We start from the raw sequence: 14494 nt of genomic DNA, 5'->3' as shown, positions 1-14494 counted from the left end.
ATAAGGATTTACAAGATTTCAAGCTCATACAGTTCAAGCCGCTTACACGGTTATAGCCCAATTTGACACGTCTATTGGCGAATCGACACGGCTATGGAATTGTGCACAGTGCTACGAAATTTTTTGTTTCCTTTGATTTAACCCTGATCAAACCATAAACTGACTGCACATGAGGCTACTACGGACGGCAATCCTATTGCTGTTTAATTCCTTATTTTATCCCTGTTATGCCCAGGATCAACTCGCTGATGGGCCGGATATTGTCCACTTCCCTTCTCGTTTCTTACACAGGATGCAAAGCAAGACAGCTGACCTCGATCAGCAGCTCACCCGCCAAACGGAAAAATATTTGCAACGGATGGCCCATCGTGAAGCCAGACTTCAAAAGAAATTGGCGAAAGTCGATTCTACGGCTGCAAACAACCTTTTTGGCAATTCCACTAAGCAATATCTTGCTTTGGCGCAGAAGATCAGGAAGGATACATCCGGGCGGGCCGTTGACCTTAGTGGAGAATACCAACCTTACATAGACTCGCTCGGCGGCATCCTGAAGTTTATGAAACAAGGAGTACCCGGTCGGCAGGCGCTTTCCGGTCTGCCCGACGCTGCACGTCAATGGGAAGTCCTACAGGCAAAAATGCAGGATGCAGATCAGGCGAAGGCTTTTATTCAGCAGCGGAAACAACAAATTGGAGATTATATCAAACAGCATATTAACCTGAGTGGTTTGCTAGGACATCAATATGCTGCCTTGAACCAGGAAGCCTATTACTACGCTCAACAGGTGCGCCAGTATAAAGAAATGCTGAACAGCCCGGATAAATTGGAACGCCAGGCTTTGTCCACTCTTCAAAAATTTCCCGCCTTCCAGGCTTTCATGAAACAAAATTCCCAGCTGGCAGGGCTGTTCAACCTTCCGGGAAATTACGGTTCTCCTGAAGGGCTGGCCGGCTTACAAACCCGCGACCAGGTAGCTGCGTTGATCCAGCAGCAGGTGGCCGCCGGTGGCCCAGGCGGACAAGCAGCCCTGCAGTCGAATCTTCAGTCAGCCCAATCACAATTGGATGGTTATAAGGACAAATTGAACAAACTCGGTGCTGGCAGCGGCGATATCGATATGCCGGACTTTAAACCCAACAATCAGAAAACAAAGACTTTCTGGCGAAGGTTGGAATATGGAGCGAACTTTCAGACCACCCGAAATAACTATTTATTTCCAACAGTGTCGGATCTGGGCTTGTCGATAGGGTATAAATTAAGCGAAGGTAGCACAGTAGGCGTAGGTGCGAGTTACAAACTGGGCTGGGGGAATGGGATACAGCATATCGCGTTATCCAGCCAGGGAGTGGGGCTGCGCTCATTCATTGATATCAAAATTAAAGGTAGCTTCTCTGCGACAGGTGGGTTTGAATACAATTACACCACACCTTTTAGGTCCTTTCAGCAAATAAGCCATCTGACTTATTGGACGCGCAGCTGTCTGGTTGGTATTAGCAAAACCGTATCAGTGAAGAGCCGCGTGTTCAAAAAAACTAAGTTGCAATTATTTTGGGACTTACTCAGCTATCAGCAGATCCCCAAAACACAACCCATCATCTTCCGCATAGGTTATAATTTTTAGACCCCTAACAGTCAAATCGTATGACAAAGAAAGTATTGAACATGCTAGTGAACCGCTCCTTGCTTTTGATTGCAATAATTTCGCTCAGCATCGTCCAGGGATTTTCACAAAGCATCCCTTATCCGGCAGCTTCCCTGAACCAAAGCCTTATTCCTCCATCCCCCAATGCACAGGGCTTTCAAACTTACGGCAATACGCCTGTGGCATTATACACCGGACTGCCAAACATTGGTATGCCCATTTACGAAGTAAGATGCGGGTCATTATCAGTGCCTATTTCTTTAAACTATAATTATAGCGGGATGGTCCCTTTGCAGGATCCCAGCTGGGTAGGACTTGGATGGAACTTAAATGCCGGTGGCGTAATAACACGTATTCCGGAAGGAAATATCGACGGATCAGAACAAACCGGGTATAATTATGGAGAATACAGCATCGTGGACAGCCTTCAGCCGGCTAACAACACATTCATGGGGCTTGCTTATAACAATTATGCGTATAACTCCTACGACCTTGCCTTAGACATATTTGATTGTGAGTTCAACGGCATCTCAGGGAAATTTTTCTGGAATAAAGGAAAGGCATATATATTCTCTTATAATAAAGATTTGGGAGTGAGCTGGCCTTCTCCCAGTAGCAATATTACGATCACTACAGCAGATGGTGTGACCTGTGTCTTCGGGGCACAGGAGTCGACGACTTCCAATCAAAGCTGGCAGGGGCACAAGATCATTCGTACATATATTTCAGCCTGGTTCCTCACCAGTATGGTGTCTGCGGATAAAAAGGATACCATCTTATTCAACTATGCGAACTACTCCTGGCAGCAGGCACAGGTGCCGGCTCAATACACATATGTTACAAGTAATTCCGTTGGTCAGGCAGACTTGGGGCCTTCCGATGATTTCCTCATGACTCCCTCGATACAAACCAAGATCCTACAGTCCATCACCTGCAGGAATACTACGGTTAATTTTATCCCGGATGCGGCCCTTCGGACAGACGTATTGGGTAGCTCCCCTAAACTAAAGGAGATAGACGTGATCGACAATGCTTCCTCTGCAGTAGTGAAAAAGAATGTTTTTACCTATGACTATTTCACCAACAGCAATGATACTTCGACTTCCGGCAGAAGATTAAGGTTATTGAAGTTCCAAAATGTCAATCCGGGACAGCCGTCTGATGTGCAGACGTATGCCTTTAAATACATTGATGGTTCGCCCTCAAAAGGCACCACCGGGACAGATTATTGGGGTTTTTACAATGGGCACGATGCAAATCAGGAAGGGTTGCCCGCTCCGGCGCTTGGATTTTATAATCCAATGCCGCCGGCCAATTGGACGGTTCCTATAGCAGATAGAACGCCAGATGGGGCTGCTTTGGACGGCGCTTTAGACACCCTTTTCTATCCAACCGGAGGCTTTACTGTCTATCAGTATGAGCCGAACACATACAGCGACGCCAACGGAAGTATGAATGGCGGACCTGGCATACGTGTTAATAGCATCAGAGATTTTGCCACCCGCGGAGATACGCCAACCACCCAAAAATTTTACACCTATTTAAAAGACGATGGGCAAACCAGTTCTGGAAGGCTTTCGAATTACCCCAACTTTACAGGTCCCTCTTTTAGCGCCAATTCCAATAGCTATACAGCCTATATGGCTACGACTGCCAGCGCAGGCGTTGGTGGTCAAAATCCTGGTTTTTATTATACTAAAGTTACCGAGACTGCAGCCGCCGGAGGCGAAAAACATAAAACAGATTATTATTTCAACAATTATTCGGGAACGCTTTTTACTGATATCAGGCTGGGGACTAGTATTGACTATCGATTTACTGCCGTTGACGGCAGTTTTAAGCAGTCTAAAATATTGACAAATACATATGTCGGCGTGCTGGACACTTCATTCCTTTTTGGGACCGTCTATATGCAATCCTACACGTTTACTACAAACTGCAATCAATGTATTCCTATTTATACGTATGGCTTCACCTCCAGTTCAGCCCAGGCATACTGGACCCGGCTGGATTCGACGTCGATTAAACATTATGACGCAGCCGGCAACAGCATGAATACTTCAACAAAGTATTACTATGATGGCGCGCGAAATCTCAGCTCAATACAAGACTACCTTTCGGACGGTAGTTCCATTATCAAGACGTATAAATACCCGGAGAATTACACCAGTGCGCTCACCGGGAATATGGTTACCAACAGGGTATTAAGCCCGGTGATCGAACAGCAGACCTGGTTAAAGAGTCCCGGAGGCACCGGTCAATCCAGCCTGATAAGAGGACAGGTCACCGCCTTTGATCAGACCATATTCAAGCCTGTCTCTATCTATCAGATGGAGACCGCTACTCCTCTCTATAGTCTCAATAATCAGACAATGACTGGAGGACTGTACAATACCTTGCTCAGTGATACGCGATATGCGCTCCGGCAACAAGTGTATTATGACGCCAACGACAATATAAAACAGCTGAGTAAGGTCAACGACATGAACATGGGCTTTATCTGGGATTATATTCATGTTTTTCCGATCGCTGAGATAAAAAATGCCACTCCGGATCAGGCAGCTTATACCAGTTTCGAGGCGGATGGCGCCGGCAGTTGGAATATACCCTCTTCGGCCAGGGATATGACCAAGGCAATTACGGGCAACAGCTGCTATAGTCTGGCTAATGGGAACATCAGCCGGACAGGATTGACCAGTACTACCACCTATATCGTCTCATATTGGAGCCGGAACGGAGCTTATAGTATTACAGGCAGTACGGGCACTATTACAGGCAAAACCGCCAATGGCTGGACCTACTACGAACATGTGGTGACAGGCACCACCAGCGTGACGGTCAGTGGCGCCGGCAGCATAGATGAGTTGCGCCTTTACCCCAAGGATGCTCAAATGTCCACCTGCACTTATCAGCCTTCTGTCGGCAAGACAAGTGAATGTGACGCTGGTAACCGGATCAGCTACTACATCTATGACGGATTCGGCCGGCTGAAAGTCATAAAAGACCAGGATGGAAATATCATCAAAACACTGGAATATCATTATCAAGGTCAATAATCGCACTAATTGACTCAGTAAAACAGAATGTTAACCCCTTAAGACCGCGTTATGAGAAATATCTCCGGGATTTTTCTGAAAACCTTATCTGCTTTCCGCAACATTGGATTAATATTGTTCTTGCTTTTAACATGTATTGGAACTGTCTTAGGCAAAAAAGAAAAGCCCTGTGTCATTTGTAGTGTCCAGGGACCTACCACCGTCACGGCAGGTTCTACACAAACTTATCAGCTCAGCGCCGCTTGTTCAGGTTCCGCCACCAGCTGGACTGTAAGTTGTGGAACGGTACAGGGCCCAACTTCTTCACATGTTAATATTTATTTCAGCAGTCTTGGTTGCACAAGTCCGGTCATCACCGCCTGGCAGGGGAGCACGGCACTGGCGACGCTTACGGTAACCGAAACGCAACCTCTCAATGGTGGCAGCATAATTAATTCCAGCCAGAGCATTAATTACAATGCTATTCCTGCATTGCTGAACGGTACTGCGGCTACAGGGGGCAGCTGTGGTACAAGCTATACCTATCAATGGTATACTTCCGCAGATAACATCAATTTTACAACTATTTCAGGTGCCACCGGCGTGAGCTATCAACCGGGAGCGCTTACGGTTACCACTTATTTCAAAAGGGTGGTGACCTGCAGCGGATCCACTGCGTCTACCACAGCGACGGTGACAGTATACCCTCAATTGGTGAGTGGCACGGTATCTCCATCCAGCCAATCGATCAACTATAATACATCTCCTTCAGGATTGACCACCACCGCTTCCACAGGTGGTAATGGAACTTACACATACCAATGGTACAGCTCCCCGGATGGCACTAGTTGGACATTGATAACAGGCGCTACGAACAGTTCATATGCTCCAGGGCCCTTGACTGCTACAACGTACTATCGATATATTGTCGCCAGCAATGGCGCGACGGCTACCAGCAATACGGCGACAGTTACCGTTTACCCACAATTGCAGGCAGGTACGCTGAACCCTGCTACACAAACGATCGATTATGGCAGCTATACAACGATAATATTAAGGGGATATTCAGGTGGAAATGGTACTTATACCTCTCAATGGCAAAGCTCGCCAGACTCCTCTTTTAGTAGTCCGACCAACGAATTTGCAGGATATAATCTTTTTGATACCACCTTATTTGCAGGGCCTCTCAATAAAAGATATTACCGGGTGGCAGTCACCAGCAATGGGGCTACGTCCTATAGCACCATTGCAGTGATAAACGTCAACCCACAACTATTTGGAGGTGTGATCACCCCTGCAAGTATTACGCTTGCGGCAACAAATACGACCCCGGGGATACTCTCTGCGCTACCGGCCTCTGGAGGCGCCTGCAGCGGAAGTTATTCCTACCAATGGCAAAGCGGTACGGACAGTACTCATTTCTCCGACATATCCGGAGCGACTCTTTTATATTATGACCCGGGGAATATCAGCGTGAAGACATTCTATCGTCGTAAGGTTACCTGCGGCACCCAGATCGCGTATACTAATTCATGCCGCGTCCTTATCAATGGAACTGCCCCTGATGTTAATTATATCCGCCAACGCATAATTATGGCGCCGGGTATTACGGACACAGCTACTGCCAATGCCTTGTCCTCTCCAACGGATGTGCACCAATCCACCACCTATGTAGACGGTCTTGGCAGGCCGCTGGAAGACGTACAAAAACAAGCCAGCCCCCTACAAAAGGATGTCGTAAGTATTCATGTCTATGATTTTTTTGGGAGGGAATCGTCTCAATATCTGCCTTATACATCTTCTTCCGGTGACGGGAACTTCAAGATAAATCCTATGGGTGAGCAAAGTTCCTTCAACGTATCCCAATATCCGGGCGAGCATTATTATTATGGACAAAAAGTATTTGAATCTTCCGGGGTAAACAGCCCGCAGGCTACCTTTGCGCCTGGCCAGAATTGGCTGGGTTCGACAAGGGGTGATAGTATACAATACTTGTTTAATACGTTGAATGATAGTGTTCAGAATTGGACCATTAATTCCGCTGTAGGCAGCTTGCCTGTCCGGGTTGCAGCCTGTGCCTCCGGTACCCTCTACAAGACTGTTGTGACGGACCAATCCGCGCACCAGGTAATGGAATATAAGAATCCGATGGGGATGACCATCCTGAAAAAGACCCAGTTGTCCAATAATCCCGGCTCCGGCCATGCCGGTTGGCTCTGCACCTACTATGTGTATGACACGTTGCAGCATCTGCGGTTTATTATTCAACCAAAAGCAGTGGACTCCATTAATGGCAGCTGGTCTGTTACGCAAACCATGGCCAATGAACTATGTTTCCGGTACGAATTCGACGGAAAGGGCCGGCCAATCGTCAAAAAGAGCCCGGGTGCCGGAGAGATAGATATGGTATACGACTCCCGGGACAGATTGGTAATGACGCAGGATAGTAATATGAGGGCATTGAAAAAATGGATGGTGGCTAAATATGACAATCAAAACAGAATGGATTCTTCCGGGCTTTTATCTGACAGTAACAATAGAGCCTATCATCAAAATCTGGCATACAATACCACTGGATATCCGTCGACAGCCAGCAATTTCGAGCTACTCAATGCTACTTACTATGATGACTATACCTGGGTTGGTGGCAGCGGCACTACACTCGCTGCTACAATGGCGACAAATATTACAAGCAACAGCAATTATTTTATCACCAGTTTCGGTGTATCACCGGCATATGCTGCAGCCATGACCCCCAATTACCAGACGCGGGGACTGGCCACCGGAGCCAGGATCAAAGTGGTGGGAACCTCCAATCAATACCTCTATGAAGTATGCTTTTATGATGATCACCGGCGTGTGATCCAGAAGCATAGCACTAACCAAACCGGCGCCACCGATACGGCCACAATGCAATACGGATTCAATGGTAATTTGTTACGTACATTAATAGGACATAAAAAGGCCGGCAACACAGTGCAGAATCATATTGTGTCTACCAAATTGGACTACGACGCATCGCTTCGGCTAAGGCATATCTGGAAGAATATCGACAACGCCACAGGTGATCAACTGATCGATAGCCTTCAATATAATGAACTGGGGCAGCTCAAAGCTAAGTACCTGGGCAACGGCCTGGATAGCCTGGTGTTTGATTACAACCTACGTGGATGGCTCACCGGGATCAATAAAAATTACCTTGCCGGCACCGCTACACATTATTTTGGAGTGGAGTTGGCCTATGACAAGACCGTTTCCGCCATTGGAACTACCAGCTATTCGCGAGCTTTATACGATGGCAACATAGCCGGCACGGTTTGGAAAAGTGCGGGTGATGGCGTTGGCAGGAAATACGAATACACTTATGATAATTCTAACAGGCTGACAGCGGCCGGTTTCATGCAGAATACAGTAGGATCAACATGGGATAGTAGCTATATCAACTTTTCAATTAGCAATATCAGGTACGATGCCAACGGGAATATCCTTGGATTGAACAGAAGCGGGTTCAAGGTGGGTGGATCTTCCTTGATAGACCAACTGAACTATTCATATCAATATAACAGGCTTTTGCAAGTGACAGATGCTGTGAACGATGCCAATTCGAAACTGGGCGACTTCCATTACAATCCTGCCACAAAGGCGGCCGTAGATTACAGGTATGATGGGAATGGCAGTATCCTGGCAGACAATAATAAGAACATCGATACGATCGCCTATAACTATCTCGGCTTGCCGCAGCTCATTCATATGAAAGGGGAGGGGAACATTCAATATACCTATGATGCCAGTGGCAGCAAGCTGATGAAACTGACGGTGGATAGTGTTTCCCGTCACACGACGACTACTTTGTACGTAGCCGGCTTCGTCTATCAGCAAACGGACACAATTACCTCTCCCGGTGGTGGCGTTGATACGCTTCAATTCGTTGGCCATGAAGAAGGTCGGATCCGTTGGGCTCTCCACCGACGGGTGAATGGAACGCTCGTGTACGGATGGGAGTACGATTTCTTTGAGAAAGACCAACTCGGCAATACCCGGATACTCTTGACCCAGCAAAAGGACACTTCACAATACCTTGCAACAATGGAGGCGGCGTATCGCAATACGGAAAGCAAACTATTCTACAATCTGACCAATACGGGATATGCCCGTAATATGGTCAGCGGCTACCCGGTAGACACAACCATAACAAACCCCAACGACAGCCTTGCCCGCGTCAACGGGAATGGAAATAAGGTAGGTCCCGGTATTATATTGAAAGTAATGAGCGGAGATAAGGTAGATATTGGCGTCCAATCGTATTATAACAATATTACCGATACTGCCGGCCCCAGCCCATCCATAAACGATGTGCTGGCGTCCCTGGCTACGGGGATCGTATCCATGACTGGTGGGACACATGGCGGCCTTACCGAGCTGAATAACACGACAACCAGTCCAGTCTATGCGGCTATCAACAGCTTTCAGGGAGCTAATAACCCGGCGCCCTCCGGCAAACCCAAAGCCTATCTTAACTGGATACTTCTGGATGACCAATTCAAATATGTCAGCAGTTACCCCCAGAGCGGAGCTGTGCCGGTAGGCACTGCCAACCAGGTCAACGCGCTGGGATATACAGGTATTCCCATTACAAAAAGTGGTTACTTATATGTTTATGTCAGCAATGAGACGCCCGGTTGGGATGCATTCTTTGATAATCTGAGCGTGAAGCAATACAGCGGGCCGATGTTGGAAGAAACACATTATTATCCATTCGGTCTGACCATGGCGGCTATTAGCGACAAAGCGATGAAACCCAACTACACGGAGAACAAATTCAGATACAATGGAGGCAATGAACTACAGAATAAAGAGTTCAACGATGGCAGCGGACTGGAACTTTACGATGCGCAACACAGGATGCTCGACCCCCAGTTGGGGAGATTTGGCCAGATAGACCCGATCGCAGACGCTTATCACTCCGTTAGTCCGTATAGTTTCGCGAACGACAACCCGGTATCCATGCTTGATCCGGACGGGCTTCGGGCTGGCCCCAACGGGACTGTTATCGGTCCAGGGGGACCAACCCCGAGTCCCAACGACCTATGGCTTTTTTCATCCTTCTCTTCCTCCTCCGATTTGTGGAATGATATGGAAAGATCCCAGCAGGAAACAGACGCACAGATACAGGGAGAGTTTGCAGAAGCCCAGAAGGAGGCCGACGCCGCCTATCAAAATCAGGTTTTGTCAAATACCATTAATCAATTGTACAATGCAGCGTCGGGGGACACCTATGCCTTGTCGGCGCTGGGGCTTTCCATCGTAAATACGAAATATAATTATACAAATGACAGAGGTAGTTATGTGACAGGGGATTACCATGGTCTCACCTCGCATCAGGATGGCGAAGATTACCTGTTTACAGGAACTTCAGTCACCTTGCGTTCTAACCACAATACAGAGAGCGGTGAAAGTGGTGAAAGTGGCATCGACCTTGAAAAATCTGCTACGGCTACGGGGATGGCGATAGATTTTCATAATGCAGCAGTCACCGCTACTAAAATATTGGCTGAGGATACCAAAGCAGCATTGAAAGGCCTCTCCAGAACCGGTACAGTAGCGGGCGCTATCGTTGGAGGCGGATTCAGTCTTTACAACCTTGCTAAAAGTTGGAGTAAGGGTGAGATCGGGAGTTGGACGGATTGGGCGGGAGTCGGATTGGCAGGCTTGGGACTGGCTTCTGAATTCATAGGCATCGGGGAAGTGGCTGATGGCGTCATTGCAACTTCATCCATTGGCTTAGATATATACAACGCTGCGAAACTCAAATAGCGTATAGGAATATTTACTAATTTAGACGATCAACTTAAAAAATGGACGAGATACCAATTTTTGTTTACGAAAGGCTTCTGGTTAACAGGAAACGTATGGCTCTTTTCGTCGTACCAATATTCATATTCCTCTTGGCTGTGATATCATTGCTGGCATTTGAAACAAAAAAGCCATTAATTGCTTTTTTTGGCTTTTTTATTTTTATCATTCCTTTCCTTTTTCTAAAACGGATAAGAAAACTTTTCACGAAAAAGATTCGCCTGGACTTTTACGCAGATCATTTTTCCATGGCTGTTTTTAATATTAAAACAACTAGTCAGGAAGAGATGAATGATTTCAAATGGGATGATATAGATGCGTACGGGGTAACATTTCCCACAATCGAGTATACTACGCTGAAACTGTATTTCAAAGGAGGAAATAAACTTGCGATGACCATGCAGGGGGAAAGTGATAAATCCGGTAAGCCGGAAAAAAATGTTATCAGTGATAAGTTGTATGAAATAATTTCTTCATATAATGCTGCTGCCTCAAGAGATAAGCCCATTAATTTTTCACCGGCATTTCTTGCTACCAAAGGTGGTATTGTCTTTATAGTCGGCTTGTCTGCCCTGTTCTTGATCGCTATTATCCTTCATCTCTTATATAACTCTAAGCCTTTGCCCATTACATTAATTCTGGGATTAGGCTCCTTTATGCAAATATTGGTCAAACGAAAAAAAGATATGGAAATGTATAAAAAGTTTGGAATGAAATAAAAAAGATGGATGATGCAAATAAATATTGGAGTTTAATTAAGAAGGCTTTTTTCGTCAACGAAGAAATAGAGAAAGATCAGGATTTCAGGAGCCGGAGAATGCCTGATTTGGAAAGCATTGCTCTCCTCATACAGTGATGGAATTATATGAATCAAGTGCGATATATATTTCTTATTACATTATTGCCTATTTTTTCTAAGGGCCAAAATAATATATTGACTCATTTGAGAATAAAGGTTCACCCCGGAGAATCTTTAGATTCTATTAAATGCAAATACTTTGAAAACAGGAAAGATCAGCTCAATTTGTATATCCCTTTTTCGACAAGGTATAGGTTTTATCCTGAGCCAATCGATTCGGCCAGGTCTTTCAATTTTAACATTGACAGCAATCGGAAGGTTACTTCAATTGTTATAGTTTCTGGAAGAGATAATAGATATTTTGGGAAAATAAAAACGTATTTAGGCAAACCTTCTCATAAATTAGCTGCCGGCAATCCTGGTGGAATTACCTCCACCAATTTGTTTTGGAGTAAATACCCCTATGACATTGAAATGGTAACATTTTATGACAAGGAGTTTCTCATTATACATCATAGTGGGGGGAGTGCAAAAGACTTTTATAAATTTAAAATATCTAAGCAATAGCAACCGCTCACTTAAAACTCTGATGCATCGCATTACTAAACGTCTTCAACCCCCATCCGCCGCCGACAATAATCCGGCGTATACACATCAGCGGATCATTTTGATCCCTCTTATCGGCCAACCCAAAAGCAGCGATGAACCCTCTCTTCCTCAGCTCCGGAAAAGCCTGCGCGTTCCATAACCCGAAAGGATAGGCAAAATACCGGATAGGGGTCCCCGTAATCGCTTCCAGCTGCTTCGTCGGCTTATCGATCTGGATCTCCCAATCCTTACCCTGGTACTTCTTCACATTGTGATGATCCCAGGTATGACTGCCGATGACGTTGCCGGCATCATATAGTTCCTTCACCTGCTCCTTGCTCATATAATGAGGCAGCTTTCCCAGCGTAATAGTCATAATAAAGAAAACGCCCTTGTAGCCATACTTCTTCATTTCAGGGAAAGCGATGGTATACTGGTCTTCGTCGTTGTCGTCGAAAGTAAGCATCACGGGCTTGCTGGGGAGTGCGGCGCCCTTGGTCAGATAGGCATACAGTTGATCCGGCAATATCGTGTGGTAGCCGCTGTCGTGCAGCATTTTCAGCTGCGCGCGGAAATCAGCTATCGGCATGATATAATCCTTGGCCATCTTGGAATCCGTAGGCTTCCAGTCGCGTATCTGGTGGTAGCAGAGAATAGGCACCTGCTGCCGGCCCAGGATGACGGACGGAGGGGGGATCTTGCCGCCCGGTACGAACGTGGATACGCCGGAAGTGTTCGCTCCGCCGGTGGGCGTCGCCGCCGTAGCATCCGCCTTACCAGCAGGCGCCGGCCCATTTTTCGGATCAGGGGAAGACCCGCAGGCCGACAGGACAAAACATAAAACTCCCAGGCAGAGACCAACAAGATTCTTTGTCATAGACTTTAAAATAGAATTACTTAACGAAGCTTATATTAAAATTATTTCAACTTAACGAACATTCACGCCCGGTATTGCCTTCACCAGCTCTTCCAGCCACCGCTGGTCTTCTTCATCGAAAGCACCCAGCTCTACGCTGTCCACATCCAGCACCCCGATCACATCTCCACCTGAAAAAACAGGCACTACGATCTCGCTCCTGGACAGGCTGCTGCAGGCGATATGCCCCGGGAAGGCTTCCACGTCGGGGACGATCAGCGTCCGGGCTTCCTGCCAGCTGGCGCCGCAGACGCCCTTGCCTTTCCGAATGCGGGTACAGGCCACCGGCCCCTGGAAAGGGCCGACCACCAGCTCCCCGTCCTTCACCATATAAAAGCCCACCCACAGCCACCCAAATTGCTCTTTCAGCGCGGCGGCGATATTCGCCAGGTTGGCTACGGCGTCCTGTTCGCCTTCGATCACCGCCCGTACCTGGGGTAGGAGAGAGGCATAACGTTCAGCCTTGGTGCCTGCGACGATGGTAAGATCTTCAGACATAGACGTAATTTTCTTGCGGGTGCAAAGGTACGGTGTTAAATTACATGCACAACGCCCATTTTTATGCCCAGATTCGTCATCGATCCCGATATCGCCCGCGCAAAAACACCGGATACTGGCCTGTACACCGATCCCGCTTTATTCGAATTGGCAAAAGAGCGGTTGTTCGCCGCATCCTGGCAGTTCATAGGCAGCACAGACCTGGTAAAAGAGCCCGGGGACGCCTGCCCGCTCACCCTGCTGGAGCATTACATCGATGAGCCGCTGGTGCTGACAAAAGATAAAGCCGGCAAGATCCGGCTCCTGTCCAATGTCTGCACGCACCGGGGGAATATCCTCGTCCACGAGCCTTGCAAGGTCAACCATCTCCGGTGCCGGTACCATGGCCGGCTTTTTCACCCGGATGGTAAATTCCACTCGATGCCGGAGTTCAAAGAGGTAAAAGACTTCCCGGGAAAGAACGATGACCTGGCGGAGCTGCCCCTCTTTCAATGGGGGAAATGGCTCTTTACTTCCCTGGGGAACCAACCGCCGGCCGCCAGCTTTCTGCAGGAGATAATGGACAGGCTGCATTGGCTGCCCTTCGATGACTTTAGTTTCCGGCCAGAGCTGTCCCGGGATTTCACCGTCCGCGCCAACTGGGCCCTTTACTGCGAGAATTACCTGGAAGGCTTTCACATCCCTTTTGTCCATGCAGGCCTCAATGCAGTGATAGACTTCGGCAACTATACGACCGAACTGTTTAAATATTCCAACCTTCAATTGGGTATTGCCAAAGACGACGAGGCCTGTTTCGACCTGCCGCCTTCCTCACCCGATCATGGAAAGAAAGTAGCGGCCTATTATTTCTTTGTCTTCCCAAACCTGATGTTGAATTTTTATCCCTGGGGACTTTCGGTCAATATTGTCAAACCCGTCAGCCTGTCCGAGACCCGCGTTTCCTTTCTCACCTATGTGTGCGACGAAAAGAAATACAACTCAGGGGCCGGCTCCGGGCTCGACACGGTGGAGATAGAGGACGAAGAGGTGGTGGAGGCCGTACAAAAGGGTGTCCGCAGCCGTTTTTATTCTTATGGACGCTATTCGGTGACGAGGGAGCAGGGGACCCACCATTTTCATCGGATGCTGGCGGAATGGATAGGATAAAATTGAAACCCCTAACG

The 14494-nt window shown here is 47.4% G+C and carries 8 protein-coding genes; 6 read left to right on the top strand and 2 right to left on the bottom strand.

Going from position 1 to position 14494, the window contains the following annotated elements; all coding sequences use genetic code 11:
- Positions 1 to 292 precede the first annotated feature (292 nt).
- The 5 genes from Q4E93_RS06345 to Q4E93_RS06325 all read left to right on the top strand — a co-directional run bounded on the left by Q4E93_RS06345 (position 293) and on the right by Q4E93_RS06325 (position 11896).
- On the top strand, positions 293 to 1621 hold the full coding sequence (locus Q4E93_RS06345; RefSeq protein ID WP_303583527.1) for a hypothetical protein: 1329 nt from the start codon (positions 293 to 295) through the stop codon (positions 1619 to 1621).
- Between the two features lie 20 nt (positions 1622 to 1641).
- A complete protein-coding gene (locus Q4E93_RS06340; protein WP_303583526.1) occupies positions 1642 to 4698 on the top strand; it encodes an RHS repeat domain-containing protein in 3057 nt (1018 codons plus the stop codon).
- 120 nt (positions 4699 to 4818) lie between these two features.
- Positions 4819 to 10491 carry a DUF8696 domain-containing protein gene (locus tag Q4E93_RS06335; RefSeq protein WP_303583525.1) on the top strand — a complete coding sequence of 1891 codons (5673 nt, stop codon included), beginning with the start codon at positions 4819 to 4821 and terminating at the stop codon, positions 10489 to 10491.
- A gap of 95 nt (positions 10492 to 10586) precedes the next feature.
- Positions 10587 to 11249 carry a hypothetical protein gene (locus Q4E93_RS06330; RefSeq protein ID WP_303583524.1) on the top strand — a complete coding sequence of 221 codons (663 nt, stop codon included), beginning with the start codon at positions 10587 to 10589 and terminating at the stop codon, positions 11247 to 11249.
- A gap of 146 nt (positions 11250 to 11395) precedes the next feature.
- Positions 11396 to 11896: a hypothetical protein gene (locus Q4E93_RS06325; RefSeq protein ID WP_303583523.1), complete on the top strand. Its 501-nt coding sequence runs from the start codon at positions 11396 to 11398 to the stop codon at positions 11894 to 11896.
- A 7-nt stretch (positions 11897 to 11903) separates the two neighbouring features.
- Here the strand turns inward: Q4E93_RS06325 and Q4E93_RS06320 are convergent, their stop codons facing one another.
- Both Q4E93_RS06320 and Q4E93_RS06315 read right to left on the bottom strand, forming a co-directional pair.
- Positions 11904 to 12794 (bottom strand): polysaccharide deacetylase family protein, encoded by an 891-nt coding sequence (locus tag Q4E93_RS06320; RefSeq protein WP_303583521.1) that lies wholly within the window; start codon positions 12792 to 12794, stop codon positions 11904 to 11906.
- Between the two features lie 51 nt (positions 12795 to 12845).
- Positions 12846 to 13331 carry a GAF domain-containing protein gene (locus Q4E93_RS06315; RefSeq protein ID WP_303583519.1) on the bottom strand — a complete coding sequence of 162 codons (486 nt, stop codon included), beginning with the start codon at positions 13329 to 13331 and terminating at the stop codon, positions 12846 to 12848.
- Positions 13332 to 13394: 63 nt separating this feature from the next.
- On the opposite strand from Q4E93_RS06315, the gene Q4E93_RS06310 reads away from it, so the two are divergent.
- Entirely contained in the window at positions 13395 to 14477 is a 1083-nt protein-coding gene (locus Q4E93_RS06310; protein ID WP_303583518.1) for an aromatic ring-hydroxylating oxygenase subunit alpha, read from the top strand.
- Positions 14478 to 14494 lie beyond the last annotated feature (17 nt).

This window comes from Flavitalea plasmicola (assembly GCF_030546645.1).
In the GTDB taxonomy this organism is placed as follows: Bacteria; Bacteroidota; Bacteroidia; order Chitinophagales; family Chitinophagaceae; genus Puia.
The sequence above is the reverse complement of the archived record's forward strand: the minus strand, read 5'-3'. Positions and strand labels throughout refer to the sequence as shown.

Excerpts from the sequence above, each read along its gene's own strand:
- Q4E93_RS06345 (WP_303583527.1), top strand. The coding sequence starts at position 293 with ATGCAAAGCAAGACAGCTGACCTCGATCAGCAGCTCACCCGCCAAACG.
- Q4E93_RS06340 (WP_303583526.1), top strand. The coding sequence starts at position 1,642 with ATGACAAAGAAAGTATTGAACATGCTAGTGAACCGCTCCTTGCTTTTG.
- Q4E93_RS06330 (WP_303583524.1), top strand. The coding sequence starts at position 10,587 with ATGGCTCTTTTCGTCGTACCAATATTCATATTCCTCTTGGCTGTGATA.
- Q4E93_RS06325 (WP_303583523.1), top strand. The coding sequence starts at position 11,396 with ATGAATCAAGTGCGATATATATTTCTTATTACATTATTGCCTATTTTT.
- Q4E93_RS06320 (WP_303583521.1), bottom strand. The coding sequence starts at position 12,794 with ATGACAAAGAATCTTGTTGGTCTCTGCCTGGGAGTTTTATGTTTTGTC.
- Q4E93_RS06315 (WP_303583519.1), bottom strand. The coding sequence starts at position 13,331 with ATGTCTGAAGATCTTACCATCGTCGCAGGCACCAAGGCTGAACGTTAT.
- Q4E93_RS06310 (WP_303583518.1), top strand. The coding sequence starts at position 13,395 with ATGCCCAGATTCGTCATCGATCCCGATATCGCCCGCGCAAAAACACCG.